Genomic DNA, 22,918 nt, shown 5'->3' with positions numbered 1-22,918 from the left:
CAGTTTAGCAGGAGTGGCGGTGGCGTCGAAGCGGCCGCATGGGGATCCATGTTTCCCTACGCCATCACTTGCCGATGCAGAAACCGGCGAAGATCTCGCCGAGCAGGGCCTCGTGGTCCTGGCGACCCAGCAGGGCGTCCAGCGCCGCTTCGGCCAGGCGCAGCTCCTCGGCGATCAGGTCGGGCGCGGCGCTGGCCTCAATGCGGCCCAGATGCAGCGCCGCCAGGCGCAGGCCATCGAGGTGGCGCGCACGCACGCTGAAGCGCTGCTGCCCGCCCTCGCTGGCACCCAGCCGCTCGACGATGGCCTGCTTGAGTTCATCAATGCCCGCACCGGTGCGCGCCGAGATGACGATCCCCTCTGTAGATCGGGAATCCGCGACGCAATCCTGCTTGTTCCAGACCGTGAGCCGCGGGATCTCGGGCGGGGCCTCCAGCTCGGGGACGGCCTCCGGCCGGGTCAGATCCCGAAGGTCCAGGATCAGGTCGGCCCCGGTCGCAGCCTCGCGGGCGCGCTGCATCCCGATCTTTTCCACAGGGTCGTCGCTGGCGTGCAGCCCGGCGGTGTCGATCAGTTCCACCGGGATCCCGTGGATGGCGATCGGCGAGCGCAGTACGTCCCGGGTGGTCCCGGGGCGGTCGGTGACGATCGCCACCTCGCTCTCGGCCAGTCGATTCATCAGGCTGGACTTGCCGACATTGGGGGCACCGACCAGGGCCAGACGCAGGCCCTGGGCGAAATAGCGGGCCGGGCGCAGGCGCTCGAGGAGCGCGAGGATGGTCGTGTGCAGGACCTCCGTCCGCCGGGCGATGTCCGGGGCGGCCTCGGATTCGAGGTCAGTCTCGCCGAAGTCGATCTCGGCCTCGATGATCACACGCATGTCGCGGATGGCCCGGGAGACCGGCTCCAGCTCGGCGGCCAGTGCCCCGTCGAGGCTGGAGCGGGCCAGGCGCGCGGCCTGGGTCGTCTGGGCATGGATCAGGTCGGCGACGGCCTCGGCCTGCGCGAGGTCGAGGCGGCCGTTCAGAAAGGCCTGTTCGGTGAATTCGCCCGGCCGCGCGCGGCGCGCACCGAGGCCGACCGCCGCCGCGACGAGTGCCTCCAGGAGCACCGGGCTGCCGTGGCCTTGCAGTTCGACCACGTCTTCACCGGTATACGAATGGGGCGCGGGGAAATAGAGGATCAGGCCATCGTCGATGGTCTCGCCGCTGGCCGGATCAGTGAGGCGGCCGTAATGAGCTTGGCGTGGTCGCAGGCGGTCGCGCCCGGTCAGGCGCCGGGCGATCACCAGCGACTGGGGGCCCGACAGACGGACCACGCCAATGCCGCCGACCCCCGGCGGGGTGGCGACCGCGACGATGGTATCCGCCACGGTCACGGCCCGGTCAGCTCTTCTGCTTGTCCGGGTCCTCGCCGCCCTCGATCTTGCGCGTGATGTACCACTGCTGGGCGATGGAGAACAGGTTGTTGGTGAACCAGTACAGCACCAGGCCCGCCGGGAAGAAGGCGAAGAAGATCGTGAACACGAATGGCAGCGCCATGAAGATCTTCTGCTGCACCGGGTCCATCGGCGGCGGGTTCAGCTTGTACTGCACGAACATGGACACGCCCATCAGGATCGGCAGGATGAAGTACGGATCACGCGAGGACAGATCCTGGATCCACAGCCACCACGGGGCCTGACGCAGTTCCACGCTCTCCAGCAACACCCAGTACAGGGCGATGAACACCGGGATCTGCACCAGGATCGGGAGACAGCCACCCAGCGGGTTGATCTTCTCCTTCTTGTACAACTCCATCAGCGCCTGGTTCATGCGCTGCTTGTCGTCCTTGTAGCGTTCCTTCAGGGCCTGCAGCTTGGGCGCAACCTTGCGCATGCGCGCCATCGAGCGATAGCTGGTGGCGGACAGCTTGAAGAACGCGAGCTTGATCAGGATGGTGAGCAGCACGATCGACCAGCCCCAGTTGCCGACGACGCTGTGGATCAGATCCAGCAGCCAGAACAGCGGCTTGGCCAGGAAGGTGAACATCCCGTAGTCGACGGTCAGTTCCAGGCCCTGGGCGATCTGGGAAAGCTCGTCCTGGAGCTTCGGCCCAACCCACAGTCGGGTCTGAAGCTGCCCGCTCTCGCCCGGGCGCACGGTCAGGGGCTCGGCCGAGTGCAGGCCGATCAGGTATTCCTCGCCAACCTCGCCAGGCACGGAGCGGGCATACAGCGCGTTCACCTCGTCATCGCCCGGGACCCAGGCAGAGACGAAATAGTGCTGGATCATCGCGACCCAGCCGCCATGCAGGCGTTGCTGGATGGGGTCGTCGGCGAGCGACTCGAAACGCTCCCGCTGGTAACTGCCGTCGAAATACGCGGCCCCCGTGAACGTATACAACCACCAGGACTCGCGGTCCGGGGTCGGCCCGTGGCGCAACTGTCGATACTGGCGCCCACTCCAGGTGGAATCGCCCTGGTTGCGGACCTCGTAACCCACCTCGATCAGATGAGTCCCGCGGGTAAAGGTGTAGGTCTTGATGACCTCGATCTCGCCATCGTCCGAGACCCAGCGCATCGGGACCTGAAGGGTATCGTCGCCCTCGGCCATCTCGAAGTGGTCGCCGTCAACCTCGAAATTGGCGTGGTGCGAGGGGGCCCGCCCCTCCATCGCGCGGTCGTTGACGCGGTCGTGCGTCAGGCCACTCTGAGCCACGTAGCCGCGCACGCGGTGGTCAAACAGGCGAACCGGAACCAGCGGGTCATCCTGCAGATCGCGCGGATACTGCAGCAGGTCTGCGCGCAGGATGGTGCCGCCACGGGTGTCGATCAGCAGCTCGTGCTTGTCGGTGCGGACGGTGAACTGGCGACGATCCGGCTCCTGGATCGGGCTGATCTCGGACACATCCGCGGCGGCACGTGGATCGTCCTCGTCCTCGAACTGGGGCGCGTCGGGGACATCCTCCGGGCGGGCATCGGGATCCTCCGCCTCTTGCTCGGCCGTTTCCGGCTGGGCAGGGGTGCCGTAGTCCTGGTTCCAGGCCTGCCACATCAGGAACAGGACAAAGGCCAGGCTGAGCCACAAAAGGGGACGCAAGTTATCCATGAGCGCGACTATTTCCGGGATCGATGCGAGTGGGCGGACAGATGGGGTTCCGGCACGGGGTCATAGCCCCCGGGGGACCACGGGTGGCAACGCAGAATGCGCCGCAGTCCGAGCCAGAAGCCGCGTGTGACGCCGTGTTTTTCCACCGCCTCGACGGTGTAGGCCGAGCACGTCGGGTAATGCCGGCAATGCGGCGCCATGAACGGGGAGATGCCGTACTGATAGGCCCGAACCGGCAACAGGGCAATCTTGCGTACAAGGGTCATTGCAGGCGATCCAGCAGCGTTTCCATCTCCGAGCGCAGGGCCCGTCGGTCACAGGTGCCCGCACCGGCGCGGGCCAGGACAATCAGGTCCACCGGTGGCAGCGCCGCGCGGCGTTGGCGGAAGGCCTCGCGCACGATGCGCTTGACCCGGTTGCGATCCGTGGCGTTGCGCACATGGCGCTTGGCGATCGCGAGCCCCAACCGGGGCTCGCCGCCGCCCTCGCGGGCACGATACAGCAGCGTCAAATAGCGGCCACGGATCGGACGCGCGTCGGCGAAGACGTGCCGGTAATCAGCACCGACCAGCAAACGCGCCTGGCGCGGGAAGCCCTGCGCCCCGGCGGTCATGATGGCCAGCCGGACAGCGCGATCAGTTGGTCGGGCAGAGACGCTTGCGGCCTTTGGCGCGACGGGCGTTCAGGACCTTGCGACCGCCACGGGTGGCCATGCGGGCACGGAAGCCGTGGGTACGGGCGCGGACAAGCCGACTCGGTTGAAAGGTGCGCTTCATGACGAATCTCGGACAATGGGATAAAGGGCGGAGAAAACTACCGTCAACCGTGCGCGAAGTCAATCAGCGAGCGAGACTTGGCTAGCGCACGGGGTCACCATCGGCGTAGACTCAGGGGCCCCCGAACCCTCGTGATCCCGGAGACCCGCGTGTGACTGCCAATACCCTGTGGACAGCCTGTCTGGATCGCCTGCAGGGTCGTGTGAGTGAGCAGCAGCTGAATACCTGGCTGCGACCCCTGCACGCCGAGGAGGAAGCCGGGGCCTTGCGCCTGCTGGCACCCAACCAGTTTGTCTTCGAACATGTCCGCGACCATCTCCTGAGTTCCATCGAAGAGGCCGTCAGCGAACTGCGCCCCGGCACCGAAGAGACCGATAGGCAACGCGTTCGCCTGGGGATCGGGGGCACGGAGTGGACCGCCGCGGAGCCCGAAGGCTCCGCACCTTCACGGGCACCCGCGAGCGCGCCAGCGCGGCGAGCAGCGGTCCCCAAGGGGCCGGTCAGCAACCTGAACCCGGCCTTCACCTTCGACACCTTCGTCGAGGGCAAATCGAATCAACTGGCGCGGGCGGCCAGTCTGCAGGTGGCCGAAAACCCGGGGGTCGCGTACAACCCGCTGTTCATCTATGGCGGCGTGGGCCTGGGCAAGACCCATCTGATGCACGCGATCGGCAACAGCATCCTGAGCCGGCTGCCGGAAGGCCGGATCATCTACCTGCACTCCGAGCGCTTCGTCGCCGACATGATCAAGGCGCTGCAGCACAACGCGATCGACGACTTCAAGCAGCACTATCGCACGGCCGATGCCCTCCTGATCGACGACATCCAGTTCTTTGCGAACAAGGAACGTTCCCAGGAAGAATTTTTTCATACATTCAACGCGTTGCTTGAAGGTCAGCAGCAGATCATCCTGACCTCGGACCGTTATCCGAAGGAGGTGGAGGGGCTTGAGGAACGGCTGAAATCACGTTTTGGCTGGGGCCTGACCATCGCCATCGAACCCCCGGAGCTGGAGACGCGCGTGGCCATCCTGCAGCGCAAGGCGGAACAGGCCGGGATCGAGTTGCCAACCGAGGTCGCCTTTTTCATGGGCAAGCGCATCCGGTCCAACATCCGGGAGCTGGAGGGGTCGCTTCGCCGGGTCATCGCGAACGCGCATTTCACCGGCAAACCGATCACCCTGGACTTCGCCAAAGAGGCGCTGCGCGACCTGCTCGCCGTCCAGAACAAGCTGATCACCTTGGAGAACATCCAGAAGACCGTGGCCGATTACTACCGCATCAAGGTGGCGGATCTGCTCTCCACTCGCCGCAGCCGCTCGGTGGCTCGACCGCGCCAGATGGCGATGGCACTCGCGAAGGAACTCACGCAGCACAGCCTGCCGGAGATCGGCCAGGCCTTCGGCGGACGGGACCATACGACGGTCATTCATGCCTGTCGCAAGATCGTCGAGTTGCGCGAGGCGGATGCGAGCCTGGATGAAGACTATGCAAATCTGCTGCGGACCCTGAGCAGCTGACGCTGACGCACATCCCTGCAGGTTGACCGAACAAGCTGTGGATAAGATGGGGGGAAGTCGTGCGCAGTCAGCGTAAATTTTTGGTGCCTGATTTCATCCACAGGATAGACACAGGCGATACAGAGGTTTGAAAGCCGTTTTTTGAATAATAAACGTCGAAAAATCAAGAAGTTAAAGGTTTTCCGCACAGGGAGAAGCGGACCTTATTATCATCAGTTTTAAATTACTTAAACCCAATTACAGGACACCGCCATGGAACTCTCTTTCCAGCGCGAAGCGATGACTGACGCCCTGCAACGGATTGTCGGGGCGGCCGAGAAACGTTTGACGATGCCGATCCTCGGCAACGTGCGCTTGCGACCGGATGAACGGGGCGGCATTCGCATGGATACCACCGACCTGGAACTGGCCTGGCAAGGTGAGGCGACGGGAACCATCCCCGGCGAGTGCGACGTGACAGTATCGGTACGCAAGCTGCTGGATGTGGTAAAGGCGGCACCGGAAGAGAGCGAGATCCGGGCGACGATCGATGGAGAACGGATGTCCGTGGGGTTCGCTGGCTCGCGTTTCAGTCTGGCCACGTTGCCGGGTGCGGATTTCCCCGACTGGGAGAGCAAGAGCTCGGAGTGGACCCTGGACATCCCGCAGAACCGGCTGCGTCGGTTGCTTGAGGCCACGATGTTCTCGATGGCGCAGCAGGACGTTCGCTATTACCTTCAGGGATTGCTGTTGGTAGCCAGTGGTCACAGCCTGCGCGCGGTGGCAACCGACGGGCATCGACTGGCACTGGCCGAGGCCGAGCTTGACCAGGCGATCGATGGACGGATCGAGAAGATCGTGCCGCGCAAGACGATCGCGGAGCTGCGCCGCAACCTGTCGGACGACGATGTACCAGTTCGCGTCGGGTTCAGTGAGGATCAGGTGCTGTTCGATCTTGGGAATGCGGTGCTGCGCAGCAAGGTGATCGAAGGGCGGTTCCCGGATTACGAGCGCGTGATTCCAGCGGACCTTCCGGCGACCCTGACGGTGGAACGCGAGCGTCTCAAGCAGGCACTGGCACGCGTATCCATCGTCGCGTCGGACAAGTACTGCGGGGTGCGGATGACGCTTGGCGATCAGGGCTGTCAGGTCATGACCCACAACGCGGATCGTGAAGAGGCCCAGGAGTCAGTCGAAGCCGAGTATCAGGGCCCGCCGATGGAGATCGGATTCAACCTCGGATACCTGGTCGATGTCCTCAATGCCATTGAAACCGATCAGGTCCGGATCGGGCTGCGGGACGGGAACTCCTCGATCCTGGTGCAGGCCGATCCTCCGGGTGGCGCGCGTTACGTCGTGATGCCGATGCGCCTGTAGTCGCGACCGGGCGAACAGACGCCGTGCTGGAAGCCCTGTGGTGGAGGGGGGTGCGAAATCTCTCGGAGCAGACGTTCGAGCCGGGCAAAGGTATCAACCGGCTCGTGGGTCCAAATGGCGCAGGCAAGACGTCGGTGCTGGAGGCCTGTCATGTGCTTGCCGCGGGACGATCGTTCCGGACGCCGCAGCTTCGTCGGGTCGTTCGGTCAGGCGAGAAGGGCCTGTGGATCGGGGGGCGGGTGCGTGACCTGCGTGGAGGTGAGCATCGCCTGGGCGTGAGCTGGGAAGGCACACGGCGGTCGCGGGTCGACGGGCGATGGATGGAAGGGCATGCCAGCGTTGCGGAGTGGCTGCCGGTCCGGGTGCTGCATGCGGGATCCTTTGAGCTGCTCACGGGATCGCCGGAGGAACGGCGCCGTTTGCTCGATTGGGGTTGCTTTCATTCCGTGCAGGGGTATCGGTGGCACTGGCAGCAATGGAGGCGGGCGCACGAGCAACGCAACGCCGCTTTGCGCAAGGGCGATCGTCGTGCGGCGCGAGAATTTGAACGCCCGCTAGTCGCCGCCGGTGAGATCATCACGCAGGCGCGACAGGCCTATATCGATCGCTGGGAGAGCAGCACTGCGGAGGCGGCGCGGGCCTTCGGGTTTTCGCAGCGCCTGGAAGGCTTCCAGGTGCACCTTCGTGTTGGCTGGGAACGGGATCGTCCGCTCTCGGACGCAATTGCACGCAGCCGGGCCTCGGACGAAGAGAGGGGCTTCGGACAGGTCGGGCCGCAACGCGCAGACATCGACCTCCGCTTTGATGGTCGGGTGGCGGCGGAGGCGTCGCGGGGTGAACAAAAAAGGCTGATCACGGCGTTGACCGGCGGGCAAGCCAGGATGCTCGAACGTGAGGCCGGTAGGGCACCGGTCGTGCTACTGGATGATGTGGTTTCGGAACTGGATGTGGATGCGGTGGAAGGGTTGATGTGCGGCCTCCAGAACTTTGGGTGGCAGGTACTGGTCACCGCAGTCGAGTCGCGTATCCCCGGGCTGGAGGGTGGGCGATCCACGCGATTGTTTCACGTGGAACATGGTGTGGTGACCCCGGACTGAGCCGCGCCCCGGCCCCCGCCTTTGCGTTATACTGCAGTGTCTGTTACCCGCCGGATGCCGTAATCCATGTCCGAATCTGAACCGCTCGACCCCGAAACCTACGATTCTTCCCAGATCCGTGTGCTCAAGGGCCTGGATGCCGTGCGCAAGCGCCCTGGCATGTACATCGGGGATACCGATGACGGGACCGGTCTCCACCACATGGTGTTCGAGGTCGTCGATAACTCGATTGACGAGGCCCTTGCCGGCCATTGCGACACCATCGAGGTCACGATCCACGAAGACAACGCGGTGTCGGTCTCGGATAACGGGCGCGGTATCCCGGTGGATATCCATGAGGAAGAGGGCACGTCCGCCGCAGAAGTGATCCTGACGGTCCTCCACGCCGGCGGTAAGTTCGATAACAACTCCTACAAGGTGTCCGGGGGCCTGCACGGCGTCGGGGTATCGGTCGTGAATGCCCTGTCGGAAGAGCTCCGATTGGAGATCCATCGTGCCGGCCAGCGTCACGAGCAGATCTATCATCTCGGTGTACCTGATGCCCCATTGGCGGTCGCAGGCCCCACCGATCGGACTGGCACCAGGATCTGGTTCCGCCCCAGTGACGAAATCTTCACCGACATCGAATTCCACTACGAGATCCTCGCCAAACGCCTTCGCGAGCTCTCATTCCTGAATTCCGGTGTCCGGATTACCCTGCGCGACCAACGCGACAACCGCGAAGAGACCTTCCTGTTCGAGGGCGGTATTCGTGCGTTTGTCGAGCACCTGAATCAGAAGAAGACGGCGTTGCATCCCACCGTGATCTACGCGAACCAGACACGCGAGGATGACTACGTCGTCGAGGTCGCGCTGCAGTGGAACGACTCCTATCAGGAGAACATCTTCTGCTACACCAATAACATTCCGCAGCGCGATGGCGGCACCCATATGGCCGGTTTCCGCGCGGCGCTCACGCGTACGGTCAATCAGTACCTGGAGAAAGAGGGGCTGATCAAGAAGGCCAAGGTCGCCACCGCCGGGGATGATATGCGTGAGGGCTTGACCGCTGTACTCTCGGTCAAGGTCCCGGACCCGAAGTTTTCATCCCAGACCAAGGACAAGCTGGTCTCCTCAGAGGTCAAGCCGATCGTCGAGAGCGTCTTGTCCGATGCACTGACCAACTTCCTGCTGGAGAACCCTCCCGAGGCCAAGGCGATCACCGACAAGGTTCTCGAGGCGGCGCGTGCGCGCGAGGCGGCTCGCAAGGCGCGCGAGGTGACGCGCCGCAAGGGTGCGCTGGACATCGCCGGCTTGCCCGGCAAGCTGGCCGATTGCCAGGAAAAGGATCCGGCGCATTCGGAACTCTACCTGGTGGAGGGCGACTCAGCGGGCGGTTCTGCCAAACAGGGACGGGATCGGCATTTCCAGGCGATCCTGCCGTTGAAGGGGAAGATCCTCAATGTCGAGCGAGCACGCTTTGATCGCATGCTCGGATCCGCCGAGGTCGGGACCCTGATTACGGCGCTGGGTTGCGGGATCGGGAAGGACGAATACGATCCGGACAAGCTGCGCTACCACCGCATCATCATCATGACCGACGCGGACGTGGACGGATCGCACATCCGCACCCTGCTGCTGACTTTCTTCTTCCGTCAGATGCCCGAGCTGATCGAGCGTGGCCACGTCTATATCGCGCAGCCGCCGCTATACAAGATCAAGCGCGGCAAGCGCGAGCAATACGTCCGCGACGAAGCCGAGATGGGCGAAATCGTGGTCTCGCTTGCCCTGGACGGCGCCGCGCTGCATCCGGGTCCGGACGCCCCGCCCGTCACGGGCGAGGCCTTCGAAGAACTGGTGAAGGGCTACCAGAAGGCCGCCCGCGCGGTCGAGCGGCTCGGACGTCTGTACGACTCGCGCATCCTCTGGGCCATGCTCGAGGCCGACGCGATTCCCGAGCCGCGCAGCGTCACCAACCCAGAAGTTCAAGCCTGGTTCTCGCGCATCCTGGAGTCTATCTCCAGTGATCGCGCCGGTGCTACCCGCTACAGCCTGGGTCCGGTTAACAATGTCGACGGTCACGCCCAGCTGAGCCTGGATCGTCTCGAGCACGGCGCCGCGTTGTCGCAGTACATCACCGACGATACGCTCGCCTCGCGCGATTTCCAGACGATCCTGGACCTCTCTGCCCGCCTCAATGCCCTGCTTGAGTCTGGTGCCTACATCAAGCGAGGCGAACGCGTTCACCGCATCCAGGGCTTTTCCGAGGCCATGGAATGGCTGCTCCAGGAGGGCCGCCGGGGCCTGGCCACCCAGCGTTACAAGGGCCTGGGCGAGATGAATCCGGATCAGCTCTGGGAAACGACGATGAATCCCGAAACCCGTCGCCTGCTCCAGGTCCGGGTAGAGGATGCGATCCGCGCGGACGAAATCTTCACCACCCTGATGGGGGATCAGGTCGAACCGCGCCGGGACTTCATCGAAAGCCGAGCTCTGAGCGCGGAGAACGTTGACGTCTGATCCCGGATGGCGATCTTCGTCATCGTCACGATCGCCGGGCTCGTGGGTCTGACTCTGGGCATTGCGCGCTTGTACTCCCATCTGGCCGTCCAGGAACGCCAAGTGGTCGGCACCTGGGATCAACTGGAGCGCCTTCTTGTGCAGCGCAACGGCCACTTGCAGAAGGTCTGCATCCAAGCTGACAGCGGACCACCGGCCGTCCAGGATCTGCACCGATCCTTGCAGCGTCAGGAGACGGCTCGTCGCCGGGGCGACCTGACCACCGTCGCCGAAGCGGAGCGCGAAATCCGCGCCCTGTGGGACTCGATATACCAACAACCTATTGATATTAATAGAGAACGTTTGGACGAGTCGACGCGACGGGTCGTCGCTCTGGATCAGGCCATTCGCGACACCCTGATTCGCTATAACGCCGCCCTGCAGACGTATCGGCACACCTGCCGCTCGCCCTTCTACGCACCGCTCGCCTGGCTCGCCGGAATGGGCCGTTACACACCCTTGCAACCTCCATCCTCCGATCCGGACAATCCTGCCTAGCCTTTCCAGCACCCTCCAGCGACCGGTTCGATGGAGTCTCGCAACGGCGGAACACCCTCCCGGGCCTGTGGTCCGAATGGCATAATTCCCGTCCTACTCGAATCTGGAGTCCACGTGACCAACCCTCTGCTGCAAACGGATCGCCTGCCCGCGTTTCGATCCATCGTCCCGGCACACGTTCTCCCCGCTATCGACACCGTCCTTCAGGAGAATCGCGACGGGATCGAACAGCTCGTCGCCCAGGCTGGCGACGCCCCGACCTGGGACGGACTTGTGGCGCCTTTGCAGCACCTGGATGCCCGTCTCTCTCAGGTATGGGCACCGGTCGGACATCTTAATGCGGTGATGAACAGTCCGGAGCTGCGCCAGGCATACAATGCCTGCCTGCCCAAGTTGTCCGAGTTTGGGAGCTGGGTGTCGCAGCATCAGGGGCTGTATGCCGCCTTTCGCCGCCTGGCCGATGGCCCGGAATACCCCCAGCTCGCGCCCGAGCGACGCAAGGTAATTGATGACGCCCTGCGTGATTTCCACCTCAGTGGTGTCGATCTCCCCGAGGATGCGCGCGCCCGCTTGCGGGAAATCGATGCCCGTCTGTCCGCACTCACGGCGCGATTCGAGGAGAACGTCCTCGATGCGACCCAGTCCTGGACCTGGCAGACCGACAATCAGGACGAACTTGTCGGCATACCCGCAGCAGAACAGGCCATGTTGGCCCAGAACGCCCGCGCCCACGAGCAGACCGGTTACGTCGTCACACTGGATTTCCCAAGCTATTTCGCGGTGATGAGCCATGCTGACAACCGCCAGCTTCGCCGCCGCGTCTACGAGGCCTTCGCGACCCGCGCATCTGACCAGGGCCCCGATGAAGGTCGCTTCGACAACAGCGAGGTCATGGTCGAAATCCTCCAGCTGCGGGAGGAGAAGGCGCGCATCACGGGGTTTGCGCACTACGCGGAGCGCTCACTGGCGACCAAGATGGCCGAGAACGCCGGTCAGGTCGATACCTTTCTGCAGGACCTCGCCCAGCGGGCACGTCCCCGGGCCGAACAGGATCTGGACGGGCTGCGTGCCTTCGCCCGCGATGAGCTCGGGCTCGACTCCCTGGAAGCCTGGGATATGGCCTATGCCGCCGAGAAGATGCGTGAGCGGCGTCTTGGACTGAGCCAGGAAATGCTGAAGCCCTATTTCCCCGCCAGCCAGGCGGTGGAAGGCCTGTTTCGCCTGGTCGAGCGCCTGTTCGGCGTGCATTTCGAGGCCGACCCGACCGTCGAAAGCTGGCATGACGACGTTCGCTACTATCGCGTCGTTGACGCGAACGGCGTCGAACGTGCGGGTTTCTACTTTGATCTCTACGCCCGCAAGAACAAGCGAGGCGGTGCCTGGATGGATGTCTGCCGCCAGCGTTTTGTCTCGGCAGAGGCCCAGCAGGTCCCGGTCGCCTTCATGACCTGCAACTCCACCCCGCCCGTGGATGGCAAGCCTGCGCTGTTTACCCACGACGAGGTGATCACCCTGTTCCACGAGTTCGGCCATGGCCTCCACCACATGCTCACACGCGTGAACGAGCCCGAGATCGCCGGGATCAATGGCGTCGAGTGGGACGCCGTCGAACTGCCAAGCCAGTTCATGGAGAACTGGTGCTGGGAGCGCGAGGCCCTGGATCTGTTCGCCCTTCATTACGAGACCGGCGAGCCCATGCAGGATGACCTCTATCAGCGCCTCGTCGATACCCGCCACTTCCATGCCGCGCTGCAGCTCCTGCGACAGGTCGAGTTCTCCCTGTTCGATATGCGCCTGCACGCGGGGCCGGCACCCGACAGCGCCCAGGCCATCCTCGACCTCCTGGAGACGGTGCGTGACGAGGTCGCGGTGGTCCGTCCGCCGGCGTTCAACCGCTTCCCCCATGGCTTTGCCCATATCTTTGCCGGAGGCTATGCGGCGGGTTACTACAGCTACAAGTGGGCGGAGGTCCTGTCCGCCGATGCCTTTGCACGATTCGAGGAAGAGGGTCTGTTCTCGCCCGAGGTCGGTGCAGCCTATCTGCGCGAGATCCTGGAGGTCGGAGCCTCTCGTCCAGCCGCCGACTCCTTCCGGGCCTTCCGCGGTCGTGACCCCGAGATCGACGCCCTGCTGCGGCACAGCGGACTGGAGAACGCCGCGTGAAGATCGCCAGCTGGAACGTCAACTCCCTGAAGGTCCGCCTGCCCCAGGTCCTCGACTGGCTGGGTAGCTCGCGCACGGACATCCTCGCCTTGCAGGAAACCAAGCTAACCGACGAGAACTTCCCGGTCAGTGCGATCCAGGATGCCGGTTACGAGGTGGTCTACTCCGGCCAGAAGACCTACAACGGCGTGGCCATCCTCTCGCGTACACAGGCAACGGACGTCGTCACTGATCCGCCGGGGCTGGAGGACGCCCAGCGCCGCATCCTGGCGGCCACGATCGGCGATATCCGTATCGTGAACCTCTATGTGGTGAACGGCGAAAATGTCGGGACCGAAAAGTACGCCTACAAGCTCGACTGGCTGGCACGCATGCGCGCCTGGCTGGCCGCCGAGATCGAGACCTACCCGAACCTCGTGGTGCTGGGCGATTTCAACATCGCCCCGGAAGACCGCGACGTGCACGACCCCGAGGCCTGGCACGAGCGTATCCTGTGCTCGACCCCGGAACGGGAGGCCCTGGCGGCCCTCACGGACCTTGGTCTCGCGGACACCTTCCGAGCGTTCGAGCAGCCGGAAGAGGAATTCTCCTGGTTCGATTACCGCGCCGCTTCCTTCCGGCGCAACCGCGGCCTTCGGATTGACCTGGTCCTCGCCAGCCCCGCACTGCAAAAACGCCTGACCGCTGCCGGGATCGACCGCGAGCCCCGCGGCTGGGAACGGCCCTCCGACCACGCCCCCGTCTGGGCCGAATTCAGCGACTAGGCCCGGCCGACGGCCGCGCCCTGGGAGACACCTTTGAAATACAGGGACCTGCGTGACTTCATCGACGGGCTAGAGGCCCGCGGCGAGCTCAAGCGCATCACCACCGAGATCGACCCGAACCTCGAGATGACCGAGATCGCCGATCGTGTCCTGCGCGCCGGCGGACCCGCGTTGCTGTTCGAGAACCCCAAGGGTTCCGATATCCCGGTCCTGGCTAACCTGTTCGGCACGCCGGAACGGGTGGCCATGGGCATGGGCGAGGACTCGGTCGAGGCCCTGCGCGAGGTCGGCCGGCTGCTGGCCTTTCTCAAGCAGCCGGACCCGCCCAAGGGCCTGAAGGCGGCCTGGGAACAGCTGCCTGTGTTTCGCAAGGTGCTCGACATGGCGCCCAAGAAGACGCGCGGGGCCGCCTGCCAGCGCCATGTGATCGAAGGCGACGACGTGGACCTGTCCACCCTGCCGGTGCAGACCTGCTGGCCGGGGGATGCCGGGCCGCTGATCACCTGGGGCCTGGTCGTGACCCGCGGGCCGGAGAAGTCGCGGCAGAACCTCGGCATCTACCGTCAGCAGGTGATCGGCCGCAACCGTGTGATCATGCGCTGGCTGTCGCATCGCGGGGGCGCGCTGGACTACCGGGAATGGTGCCAGGCCCATCCAGGTGAGCCGTTCCCCATTGCGGTGGCCCTGGGGGCCGATCCTGCGACCATCCTCGGCGCGGTCACACCCGTGCCGGATACGCTGTCGGAATACGCCTTTGCCGGGCTGCTGCGCGGCAGCCGCACGGAGGTCACCCGCTGCATCGGCTCCGATCTCGAGGTCCCGGCATCCGCCGAGTTCGTGCTGGAGGGCCATATCCACCCCGGCGAAACCGCGCCCGAGGGCCCGTTCGGCGATCACACGGGGTACTACAACGAGGTGGACGAGTTCCCGGTGTTCACCATCGACCGTATCACCCACCGTGAACAGCCGATCTATCACTCCACCTATACCGGGCGTCCGCCCGATGAACCGGCGGTCCTGGGGGTTGCCCTGAACGAGGTCTTCATCCCGATCCTGCAGAAGCAGTTTCCGGAGATTGTGGACTTCTACCTGCCGCCTGAGGGTTGCTCCTACCGTATGGCGGTGGTTTCCATGCGCAAGCAGTACCCGGGCCACGCGAAGCGCGTGATGATGGGGGTGTGGTCGTTCCTGCGCCAGTTCATGTATACAAAATTCGTGATCGTCGTCGATGATGACGTGAACACGCGCGAGTGGAACGATGTAATCTGGGCGATTACCACGCGCATGGACCCTGCGCGTGACACGACGCTGGTGGAGAACACGCCGATCGACTACCTGGATTTCGCCTCACCCGTCTCGGGGCTGGGCTCCAAGATGGGTATGGACGCGACCTCCAAGTGGCCGGGCGAGACCGATCGCGAGTGGGGCCGACCGATCACCATGGATCCGGCCGTACGTGAGCGGGTGGATGCCCTCTGGGACGAGCTGGGGCTGTAGCCGTCGCCACAGCCCCGCCCGGCCCCTAGTTGCCCAGGTGTGCGCCGTCCTCGGGTAGCCGCACCCAGGCCGCGATGTCGGCGCCCATGGCCCGTACCGTGCGACCCATCACCGCGCAGCTGCCCTTGAACCCGCCGAATGCCCCGCCGCCAGACACCCGGCGTGAGGTGAAGTCAGCCACCGCCTCGCCGTTCTCGTACAGCGTGCCCTCGGCCTCCGCCAGGGACCGGTGTCCGGACCAGGCGCTGCCGTCATTGCGGGCCTGGGTGATCTCCACCACCAGTACCTTTCCAGCATCCCCGGGGCTCACGTCCGCGCCGGATTCCACGCGGACATCATGGCGAGCCCCGAACTCCTGCACGAAGCCGGGGAAGCGCTCCTCCAGCTCGCATTCGCGGCGAATGGCTTCGGACACCGTTGCATCGTCGCTGTAGGCGAACCGCTCCGGGACCGCGACGATCACCTCCGGATCGGTGACCTCGGCAGCGGCTTCGGCCCCTGCATCGGTCGTCGTGTCACGGGTTTCGTTGGCTGCACATCCGCCCAGAACCATCACCCCGACGGCGGCCAGTGCGGCTGTCCATTTTTCTCCTTGCATTCCTTTCTCCCTGCCTGTGATTGGCGCCCCCGAGTCTGCCCCATCCCGTCCATGGAATGCACCCCGGGACCGCTACATGCGGCTTCCGGGGTTGCTTGCGTTCGCCCGGACCGTGGAGACAATAGGCCCCCTTGTTGGACCAGCAGCGGGAGCAGCGCATGGCCTTTGACGTGATCATCCAGCCCAGCGGGCAGCAACTCGAGGTCGAAGACGACGAGACCGTACTCGAGGCCGCGTTGCGCCAGGGGTTTGCGTTTCCCTATGGCTGCCGTAACGGCGCCTGCGGATCCTGCAAGGGGCGCGTCCTCGCGGGCGAAGTGGACCACGGGCCGAAAAAGCCGCCGGGCATTACCGAGGCCGAACTGGCCGATGGCTGGGCCCTGTTCTGCCAGGCGGTCCCGGTGGATGACCTGGAGATCGAGGTGCGCGAGATCGGCGCGGCCAAGGATATCGTCGTGAAGACGCTGCCCTGTCGTGTCGCGCAGCTGAACCGCCTGGCCGACGATGTCATGGAGCTGCGTCTTCAGCTCCCCGCAACCGAGCGCATGCAGTTCCTCGCCGGACAGTACCTGGATGTCCTGCTCAAGGGCGGCGGGCGCCGTAGCTACTCGCTGGCCAATGCCCCGCATGACGACGAACCGCTGGTCCTGCATGTGCGCAACCTGGAGGGTGGGCGCTTCTCGAAGATGGTGTTCGAGGAGATGCAGCCCAAGGCGCTGTTACGGATCGAGGGGCCGCTCGGCACGTTCTTTGTCGACGAGGAATCGGAGCGGCCGCGCCTGTTCGTTGGTGGTGGCACGGGCTTCGGCCCGCTCAAGGGGATGCTGGACCATCTGGCGGTCGAGGGCTTCGACCGCCCGCACCACCTGTTCTGGGGCGCGCGCAGTGCAGAAGGGATTTACGCCCCCGATTGGCTCGGCCGCATGAGCGCCGAACACGGTGAGCATTTTCGCTTTACGCCGGTGCTCTCCGATGTGCCGGCGGACACGGCGGGCGGGTTCCCGGCTGTCGCGGGCTGGCCACACGATGCGGTACTGGCCGAATACCCCGACCTGTCCGGCTTCGATGTCTACATGGCCGGTCCGCCGGCGATGATCGAGGCGGCGACCAATGCCTTCCTCGCCGCGGGCCTGCCGACCGAACAGCTCTACTACGACAGCTTCGAGCCGGCCGCGCCCCACGAATAGGGGCGCGCGACCCCGCTGATCAGCTGGTCGCGAGTTGCGCGGCCAGGCGGTGCACCGCCTGCTGCATCGCGGCGTCAGTCGGGTCCTCTGCGACCTCTACGGCGGCCTTGAACCCCAGCTCGTGGGCGATCTCGCCGATCCGTTCGGAACCCACCACCAGCGGTGTCTTGCGCAGCCACATGCGCCCGAGCTTGCCGACCATCTCGTAGAGATTGCGCAGCCCCTCGCCACTGGTGATCGTGATGATGTCGATCTGGTCGCGCGAGAACGCATACATCAGCGCGCCGGTATCGCCCTCCGGGCGCCCGCGCCGATAGGCCTCGGCAAAGGTGACCTCCGCGCCGCGCGACTTCAGCGTATCGCCGAGGTATTCGCGCCCGCCGTCGCCGCGAAAGATCACCACGCGCTGGCCGGCCACGTCCTGCATCGCCGGCTGTTCCAGCAACGCCTCGCTGTCGAAGCGCCGCGGCGGGGCGATATCCACGTTCAGCCCGAAGCCCTTCAGCTCCTTCGCGGTGCGGTTGCCGATGGCTGCGATTCGCGTCCCTTCGGGCCAGGTGCGGTCGGCCAGCGCCAGGTTCAGCACCCGCTGCACCGCGTTCGGGCTGATAAAGACCGCAATATCGAAATTATCCAGCTGATTCAGTACCGCGCGCAGGTCGGTCGGGTCGCTGGGCGCCAGGATCTCCAGCACCGGAAAGCGGATCACCTCGGCGCCATCGCCAGCCAGCAAGGTGCAGAACTCCTCTGCCTGCGCCGCCGGCCGCGTGACCAGGATCCCGCAGCCGTTCAGGGGGCCGTCCGCGGTGGGCTTCATGATATCCAGCTCGGCCATTTTCAGGATCCTTTCGTGGAGGCTGCGTTCTCGGCGTGGGCGGCGGCCAGCAGCTCGCCAGCCCCCAGTTCCAGCAGTTGTTCGGCCAGCTGTACCCCGAGGGCCTCCGCGTCGCCGCGCGGCCCTTCCACCTGCCGTCGCAGGAGCTGGCTGCCATCGACGGCGCCGACCAGACCGTCCAGGCGGAGCCGGTCGCCGTCCAGGGTTGCGTGGCCGGCCAGAGGGACCTGGCAGCCGCCCTCCAGGCGGCGATTGAACGCGCGTTCTGCACGCACGCGGTCGGAGGTGTCGCGGTCGTTCAGGGGTGCGATCAGCGCCGCGATCTCCGGGTCGTTCTCGCGGCACTCGATGGCGATTGCCCCCTGGCCCACTGCCGGCAGGCTGACAGCCGGTTCCAGCCGGGCGCGGATGCGCTCGTCGAACCCAAGGCGCTTCAGCCCGGCCGCCGCCAGCAGGATCGCGTCGTACTCGCCGGCATCCAGCTTGCCCAGCCGGGTGTTCACGTTGCCGCGCAGATCGGTGATCTTCAGGTCCGGCCGCCGTGCCCGCAGCTGGCACTGCCGGCGCAGGCTGGACGAACCCACGCGCGCGCCCTGGGGCAGCTCGTCGACATGGGCATAGGTGTTGGAGACGAACGCATCCAGCGGATCTTCCCGGTCGAGGATCACCGGTAGCACCAGGTCCGCCGGCAGCTCCATGGGCACGTCCTTGACCGAATGGACCGCGATGTCCGCACGATCCTCCAGCATTGCGACCTCCAGCTCCTTCACGAACAGCCCCTTGCCGCCGATACGGGCCAGCGGGGAGTCGAGCACGCGATCGCCCTGGGTCGTCATGCCGACCAGTTCCACCGGAAGATCCGGGTGCAGGCCCCGCAGGCGCGCGGCGACATGTTCCGCCTGCCACATGGCGAGCGGGCTTTTTCGAGTGGCGATACGCAGGGGTTTCATGCGGGGTCCGGCGGCTGGAGAATAAAGCGCCGTAGTATAACGGTTTCGGCGCAGTGGCCCGAACCCTCCCGGATCCAGGGGCTGTCGCTTCTTGCTATGCCAGATTGCCGCGCAGGAAGGCCCTCACCTGTGGCAGCTGACGGCGGCTGACGGCCACCGGATCGAGCTGACCATGAAACAGCAGGCGGTGATCGGCCGGGCCGCGTGTCTCCAGCCCCCGGATCGCCGTGCGCACCACCAGGCAGCCCCGGCGCACGCACAGGAGGGCATCGCCGAACCGGGATTCCAGTTCGTGCAGTCGTGTATCTACAAACCCCTCGAGCTGTTCACCGCGCGCAATCACATAGCCGTCTTCGGCCGTGAAGTAGGCGATACGGTCCAGGGCCACGCGTTCCTCGCGCCGCCCGATGGTCAGGCGAACCGTCCGTGGAGCGGGTGCCGAAGAGCCGGCCTTGTGCCGGGCCGCGCGCTCCAGGGCCTGGGTCAGGCGCTCGCCGCGCACGGGCTTGAGCACGTAGTCGCGCACGCCGGCCTCGAAGGCGTCCAGGCTGAACTGCTCGTGTGCGGTGACCAGGATCACCATCAGGTCGGGTCGCCGGGCGCCGATCTCGGCGGCCAGCTCCATGCCCGACTCACCGGGCATCTCGACATCCAGCAGCACCAGATCGGGTGCCTCGCGGGTGATGGCGTCGCGTGCGCTGATCGCCTCGGCCGCCTGGCCAATCACCTGATGTCCGGCGTCGTTGACCATCCCGGCCAGGCGCTGACGCGCAATCGGTTCGTCGTCCACGATCAGGACGCGCAAGGCTTCACTCGACATGTTGATTCCCCCGTTCCAGTGGCAGGCGAATACGGACTTCGAACTCGCGCTCCCGGGTCACGGTTTCGAAGCGACACCGATCGCCAAACGCATGGTGCAGGCGCAGGCGCACGGCCTCGCTGGCGGTGCCGGTCCCCTCGCTGTGTGCCTCCGGGTCGACGCTGTTGGTCAATGACAGCATCACTGTCCCGGAGTCGAGCCGACAGCGAACGCGCACGAAGCCGGGACCCCGGGCCGGCCCGATCCCGTGCTGGATCGCGTTTTCCGCCAGCGGCTGCAGGATCAGGGTGGGCACGCTGACGTCCAGACCGGCCTGGTCCGGGCAGTCCCATTCCACCTCCAGGCGTTCGCCAAACCGCGTCTGCTCGATATTCAGGAAGGCCCGCACCAGCTCCAGCTCCGCGCGCAGGGACTGGCGATCCGCGGTCGCGAAGGTGGCGCGAAAGAGATCGGCCAGATCCAGCGTGATCTGTTCCGCGCGCGCGGGTTCGCTGCGGCACAGCCCGGCAATGGTGTTCATGCTGTTGTAGAGAAAGTGCGGCCGCAGCCGCGCGCGCATCGCCTGCTCGCGGGCGCGGGAGACGGCCTGGGTCTCGCGCTGCCAGGCCGCCTGCAGGTAGAGGTAATGCATCGCCACCAGGCTCAGGATCGTGGCGACCGCGATCGCCGGCCAGCGCCAGGCCGGATCGGCCAGCTGCAGGCCCTCGGCCCCCAGAAAGACCGCCGCCGTGTTGGCGATCGGCACCAGCGGGGGCAGGACGATCTGGCCCCACAAGGGCAGGCGCACCAGCAGCCGCTTGCCGGCGCACAGGATCAGCAGGCTGGTCAGCGCGACCCAGAAGATGAACAGCGCATGCAGGGCGAGCCCCGGCACCCAGTCCTGCCCGCCTCCGCGCAGCAGAGTTACGGCCAGGGCCAGCAGTACCGCGACCATCAGCACGCGCAACAGCGTCTCGGCGCTGCAGAAATCCGGCAGCGGCGATTGTTTCGCCAGTTCGGTGGTCTCGTCGTCCGGCGCAGGTGCCTTCACGACCCGTCTCCCCTCCGGGTGCCGTCCATCCTTGTATTTGGTCGGGGGACACTGTGCCGCGTCTCCCTTATACTTCCGTGTCTTTCCAACCCGGTTCAGGGTGCACCATGACGCAGGATTCCGCACGCGACAAGCCACAGGCCCCGGCCCCCGAGGGCGAGGCCAAGCTCTGGGGCGGCCGTTTCTCCGAACCCACCGATGCCTTTGTCGAACGCTTTACCGCCTCGGTCGAGTTCGACCAGCGCCTGTACCGGGAGGATATCCAGGGATCGCAGGCGCATGCGCGCATGCTGGCCAAGGTCGGCGTGCTGACCGACGCCGAGGCCGAACAGATCCTGCAGGGGCTGGACGCCATCCGCGACGAGATCGCCGCCGGCAAGTTCGACTGGCAGATCGGCCGCGAAGATGTGCACATGAACATCGAGGCGCGGCTGATCGAGCGGATCGGTGATGTCGGCAAGAAGCTGCACACCGGCCGTTCGCGCAACGACCAGGTGGCGACCGACATCCGCCTGTGGCTGCGCGCCGCCATCGACGACATCCTGAGCCTTGTCCGGGCCTACCAGCGCGGGCTGGTGGATCTGGCCGAGCGCGAGGCCGAGACGGTGATGCCCGGCTTTACCCATCTGCAGACCGCGCAGCCGGTCACCTTCGGGCACCACATGCTGGCCTGGTACGAGATGCTGGAGCGCGATGCCCAGCGCCTGGTCGACTGCCGCGCGCGGGTCAATGTCCTCCCGCTGGGCGCGGCCGCGCTGGCCGGGACACCGTATCCGCTGGATCGCGAGTACACCGCCGAGCTGCTGGGCTTTGACGGGGTGACGCGCAACTCGCTGGACGCGGTCTCGGATCGCGACTTCGCGATTGAGTTCACCGCCGCCGCGGCGACGCTGATGATGCACCTGTCGCGCCAGGCCGAGGAGCTGATCCTCTGGACCAGTGCGCAGTTCGCGTTCATCGACCTGCCGGATCGCTACTGCACCGGCTCGTCGATCATGCCGCAGAAGAAGAACCCGGACGTGCCCGAGCTGGTGCGTGGCAAGACCGGCCGGGTCTATGGCCACCTGATGTCCTTGCTGACCCTGATGAAGGGCCAGCCGCTCGCCTACAACAAGGACAATCAGGAGGACAAGGAACCGCTGTTCGACACCGTGGATACCTTGCTCGGCTCGCTGCGCGCGTTTGCCGACATGGTGCCCAACCTGGAGGTGCGTGCGGAGAACACCCTGGCCGCCACGCGCAAGGGCTTTGCCACGGCAACGGATCTTGCCGACTACCTGGTCGGGCGGGGTGTGGCCTTCCGTGATGCCCACGAGGTCGTGGGTCGTGCGGTACGGGTGGCGCAGGATCGTGGGGTCGATCTGGCGGAACTGCCGCTGGCCGACCTGCAGGCCATCAGCGACGCGGTGGGCGACGATGTTTACACGGTGCTGACGCCGGAGGGGTCGGCCGCTGCTCGCAACCTGACCGGCGGCACCGCCCCGGAGCAGGTCCGGCGCCAGGTCGCGGTCGCCCGCGAGCACCTTGCGGGCACGATGGGCTGAGACACGATCGAGGTGGTGCGAAGGCGCACCACCTGATTTACCAGGATCGTCAGTAGGCCAGCGTCGAGTCGATCACTTCCCACATCACGTTACCGTGCACCACCTCGTAGCCGAGCAGGACCTGGCCATGGGCATCGTCGCCCTCGAAGTTCGCCAGTACCCAGCGGTGGTTCAGCACGTGGATGCCGTCGGGCCGGAACGCAAAGCCCTCGTCACCCTCCGCCTCGTGCGGGATCAGCTCCGGATGTTCCATCAGATCTGCACGCAGGCGCTCCTCGGCGCGTGCCATGCCGCGGCGTTGCAGGTCCTGGATGTGCGCGTTCGTCAGGCCCAGTTCGACCGGGCGCGGAATCTCGTGCCGGGTGTATTCCTGTAGCTGCACCTGCGTCTGGTACAGCTCGCGCTGGGCCTCGGTCACATCCTGCTCCAGCCCGGTGGCACGGGCGATGTAGATGGCGAGGATGATGACGAAAAACAGCATGAAGCCCAGCCAGGCCAGGCGCTCGCTGTTCTTCAGGCCACCTTGATTCTTGTTGTCCTGTTCTTCGGTCACGAGTCTCCTCCCGGGAAAGGGGCACACCATATGAAAGCCGTGCCCGCGTGACGGAACACCCGGGCTGTGTGGGCCCAAAGGTGCAAAATCGAAACGTCGCGCAT

At 65.4% G+C, this 22,918-nt stretch carries 21 protein-coding genes; 10 read left to right on the top strand and 11 right to left on the bottom strand.

The window, feature by feature from the left end; all coding sequences use genetic code 11:
- Nucleotides 1–64: 64 nt before the first annotated feature.
- The 5 genes from mnmE to rpmH are packed head-to-tail and all read right to left on the bottom strand — an operon-like array spanning nt 65 to nt 3,865.
- Nucleotides 65–1,378 (bottom strand): tRNA uridine-5-carboxymethylaminomethyl(34) synthesis GTPase MnmE, encoded by a 1,314-nt coding sequence (gene mnmE, locus G015_RS0102160; RefSeq protein WP_012983960.1) that lies wholly within the window; start codon nt 1,376–1,378, stop codon nt 65–67.
- Between the two features lie 7 nt (nt 1,379–1,385).
- Nucleotides 1,386–3,089 carry a membrane protein insertase YidC gene (gene yidC / locus G015_RS0102155; RefSeq protein WP_012983961.1) on the bottom strand — a complete coding sequence of 568 codons (1,704 nt, stop codon included), beginning with the start codon at nt 3,087–3,089 and terminating at the stop codon, nt 1,386–1,388.
- A gap of 8 nt (nt 3,090–3,097) precedes the next feature.
- A complete protein-coding gene (yidD, locus tag G015_RS0102150; protein ID WP_012983962.1) occupies nt 3,098–3,355 on the bottom strand; it encodes a membrane protein insertion efficiency factor YidD in 258 nt (85 codons plus the stop codon).
- Nucleotides 3,352–3,702, bottom strand: a complete 351-nt coding sequence (gene rnpA, locus G015_RS0102145) for a ribonuclease P protein component (protein ID WP_012983963.1) — start codon at nt 3,700–3,702, stop codon at nt 3,352–3,354. The genes yidD and rnpA overlap by 4 nt, the downstream gene beginning before the upstream one ends.
- Before the next feature lie 22 nt (nt 3,703–3,724).
- Nucleotides 3,725–3,865, bottom strand: a complete 141-nt coding sequence (rpmH, locus tag G015_RS0102140; RefSeq protein WP_012983964.1) for a 50S ribosomal protein L34 — start codon at nt 3,863–3,865, stop codon at nt 3,725–3,727.
- 151 nt (nt 3,866–4,016) lie between these two features.
- Here rpmH and dnaA point away from each other — a divergent pair, with 151 nt between their 5' ends.
- From dnaA to ubiD, 8 genes are all read left to right on the top strand, one after another.
- Nucleotides 4,017–5,384, top strand: coding sequence for a chromosomal replication initiator protein DnaA (dnaA, locus tag G015_RS0102135; RefSeq protein ID WP_012981417.1), 1,368 nt, complete (start codon nt 4,017–4,019; stop codon nt 5,382–5,384).
- Between the two features lie 252 nt (nt 5,385–5,636).
- Nucleotides 5,637–6,740, top strand: a complete 1,104-nt coding sequence (dnaN, locus tag G015_RS0102130; RefSeq protein ID WP_020146080.1) for a DNA polymerase III subunit beta — start codon at nt 5,637–5,639, stop codon at nt 6,738–6,740.
- Nucleotides 6,741–6,763: 23 nt separating this feature from the next.
- Nucleotides 6,764–7,837 carry a DNA replication/repair protein RecF gene (locus G015_RS0102125; protein ID WP_081601234.1) on the top strand — a complete coding sequence of 358 codons (1,074 nt, stop codon included), beginning with the start codon at nt 6,764–6,766 and terminating at the stop codon, nt 7,835–7,837.
- A 66-nt stretch (nt 7,838–7,903) separates the two neighbouring features.
- Nucleotides 7,904–10,336 carry a DNA topoisomerase (ATP-hydrolyzing) subunit B gene (gyrB, locus tag G015_RS0102120; RefSeq protein ID WP_018139749.1) on the top strand — a complete coding sequence of 811 codons (2,433 nt, stop codon included), beginning with the start codon at nt 7,904–7,906 and terminating at the stop codon, nt 10,334–10,336.
- A 6-nt stretch (nt 10,337–10,342) separates the two neighbouring features.
- Nucleotides 10,343–10,873 (top strand): hypothetical protein, encoded by a 531-nt coding sequence (locus tag G015_RS0102115; RefSeq protein ID WP_020146079.1) that lies wholly within the window; start codon nt 10,343–10,345, stop codon nt 10,871–10,873.
- Between the two features lie 114 nt (nt 10,874–10,987).
- Complete coding sequence (locus G015_RS0102110) at nt 10,988–13,036, top strand: M3 family metallopeptidase (RefSeq protein WP_028490873.1); 2,049 nt, start codon at nt 10,988–10,990, stop codon at nt 13,034–13,036.
- A complete protein-coding gene (gene xth / locus G015_RS0102105; protein WP_018139753.1) occupies nt 13,033–13,800 on the top strand; it encodes an exodeoxyribonuclease III in 768 nt (255 codons plus the stop codon). The genes G015_RS0102110 and xth overlap by 4 nt, the downstream gene beginning before the upstream one ends.
- Nucleotides 13,801–13,833: 33 nt before the next feature.
- On the top strand, nt 13,834–15,297 hold the full coding sequence (ubiD, locus tag G015_RS0102100) for a 4-hydroxy-3-polyprenylbenzoate decarboxylase (protein ID WP_018139754.1): 1,464 nt from the start codon (nt 13,834–13,836) through the stop codon (nt 15,295–15,297).
- 25 nt (nt 15,298–15,322) lie between these two features.
- Here the strand turns inward: ubiD and G015_RS0102095 are convergent, their stop codons facing one another.
- Complete coding sequence (locus tag G015_RS0102095; protein WP_018139755.1) at nt 15,323–15,895, bottom strand: hypothetical protein; 573 nt, start codon at nt 15,893–15,895, stop codon at nt 15,323–15,325.
- 158 nt (nt 15,896–16,053) lie between these two features.
- On the opposite strand from G015_RS0102095, the gene G015_RS0102090 reads away from it, so the two are divergent.
- The gene (locus tag G015_RS0102090; protein WP_012981426.1) at nt 16,054–17,082 is read left to right on the top strand and encodes a CDP-6-deoxy-delta-3,4-glucoseen reductase; all 1,029 of its coding nucleotides are present in this window, start codon (nt 16,054–16,056) and stop codon (nt 17,080–17,082) included.
- Nucleotides 17,083–17,101: 19 nt separating this feature from the next.
- Here G015_RS0102090 and G015_RS0102085 read toward each other — a convergent pair whose 3' ends face one another.
- The 4 genes from G015_RS0102085 to G015_RS0102070 all read right to left on the bottom strand — a co-directional run bounded on the left by G015_RS0102085 (nt 17,102) and on the right by G015_RS0102070 (nt 20,717).
- On the bottom strand, nt 17,102–17,917 hold the full coding sequence (locus tag G015_RS0102085; protein ID WP_012981427.1) for a uroporphyrinogen-III synthase: 816 nt from the start codon (nt 17,915–17,917) through the stop codon (nt 17,102–17,104).
- A 2-nt stretch (nt 17,918–17,919) separates the two neighbouring features.
- Nucleotides 17,920–18,867 (bottom strand): hydroxymethylbilane synthase, encoded by a 948-nt coding sequence (hemC, locus tag G015_RS0102080; RefSeq protein WP_012981428.1) that lies wholly within the window; start codon nt 18,865–18,867, stop codon nt 17,920–17,922.
- A gap of 94 nt (nt 18,868–18,961) precedes the next feature.
- A complete protein-coding gene (locus tag G015_RS0102075) occupies nt 18,962–19,687 on the bottom strand; it encodes a LytTR family DNA-binding domain-containing protein (RefSeq protein WP_012981429.1) in 726 nt (241 codons plus the stop codon).
- Nucleotides 19,677–20,717, bottom strand: coding sequence for a sensor histidine kinase (locus G015_RS0102070; protein ID WP_012981430.1), 1,041 nt, complete (start codon nt 20,715–20,717; stop codon nt 19,677–19,679). The genes G015_RS0102075 and G015_RS0102070 overlap by 11 nt, the downstream gene beginning before the upstream one ends.
- Nucleotides 20,718–20,824: 107 nt before the next feature.
- Between G015_RS0102070 and argH the strand changes: the two genes are divergently transcribed.
- On the top strand, nt 20,825–22,261 hold the full coding sequence (gene argH, locus G015_RS0102065; RefSeq protein WP_018139760.1) for an argininosuccinate lyase: 1,437 nt from the start codon (nt 20,825–20,827) through the stop codon (nt 22,259–22,261).
- Between the two features lie 49 nt (nt 22,262–22,310).
- On the opposite strand, the gene G015_RS0102060 is transcribed toward argH, so the two are convergent.
- Nucleotides 22,311–22,814, bottom strand: a complete 504-nt coding sequence (locus tag G015_RS0102060; protein ID WP_018139761.1) for a hypothetical protein — start codon at nt 22,812–22,814, stop codon at nt 22,311–22,313.
- Nucleotides 22,815–22,918: the final 104 nt, after the last annotated feature.

This window comes from Thioalkalivibrio sp. ALJ15, assembly GCF_000383695.1.
GTDB lineage: Bacteria > Pseudomonadota > Gammaproteobacteria > Ectothiorhodospirales > Ectothiorhodospiraceae > Thioalkalivibrio.
Note: the sequence above shows the minus strand (reverse complement) of the source record. Positions and strands in the feature narration are given on the sequence as shown.

Bases quoted from the DNA above. Each gene is read 5' to 3' on its own strand.
- yidD (WP_012983962.1), bottom strand. From the start codon at position 3,355: ATGACCCTTGTACGCAAGATTGCCCTGTTGCCGGTTCGGGCCTATCAG.
- dnaN (WP_020146080.1), top strand. From the start codon at position 5,637: ATGGAACTCTCTTTCCAGCGCGAAGCGATGACTGACGCCCTGCAACGG.
- argH (WP_018139760.1), top strand. From the start codon at position 20,825: ATGACGCAGGATTCCGCACGCGACAAGCCACAGGCCCCGGCCCCCGAG.
- G015_RS0102115 (WP_020146079.1), top strand. From the start codon at position 10,343: ATGGCGATCTTCGTCATCGTCACGATCGCCGGGCTCGTGGGTCTGACT.
- G015_RS0102095 (WP_018139755.1), bottom strand. From the start codon at position 15,895: ATGCAAGGAGAAAAATGGACAGCCGCACTGGCCGCCGTCGGGGTGATG.
- rnpA (WP_012983963.1), bottom strand. From the start codon at position 3,702: ATGACCGCCGGGGCGCAGGGCTTCCCGCGCCAGGCGCGTTTGCTGGTC.
- hemC (WP_012981428.1), bottom strand. From the start codon at position 18,867: ATGAAACCCCTGCGTATCGCCACTCGAAAAAGCCCGCTCGCCATGTGG.
- rpmH (WP_012983964.1), bottom strand. From the start codon at position 3,865: ATGAAGCGCACCTTTCAACCGAGTCGGCTTGTCCGCGCCCGTACCCAC.
- yidC (WP_012983961.1), bottom strand. From the start codon at position 3,089: ATGGATAACTTGCGTCCCCTTTTGTGGCTCAGCCTGGCCTTTGTCCTG.
- G015_RS0102075 (WP_012981429.1), bottom strand. From the start codon at position 19,687: ATGTCGAGTGAAGCCTTGCGCGTCCTGATCGTGGACGACGAACCGATT.
- gyrB (WP_018139749.1), top strand. From the start codon at position 7,904: ATGTCCGAATCTGAACCGCTCGACCCCGAAACCTACGATTCTTCCCAG.
- G015_RS0102085 (WP_012981427.1), bottom strand. From the start codon at position 17,917: ATGGCCGAGCTGGATATCATGAAGCCCACCGCGGACGGCCCCCTGAAC.
- G015_RS0102090 (WP_012981426.1), top strand. From the start codon at position 16,054: ATGGCCTTTGACGTGATCATCCAGCCCAGCGGGCAGCAACTCGAGGTC.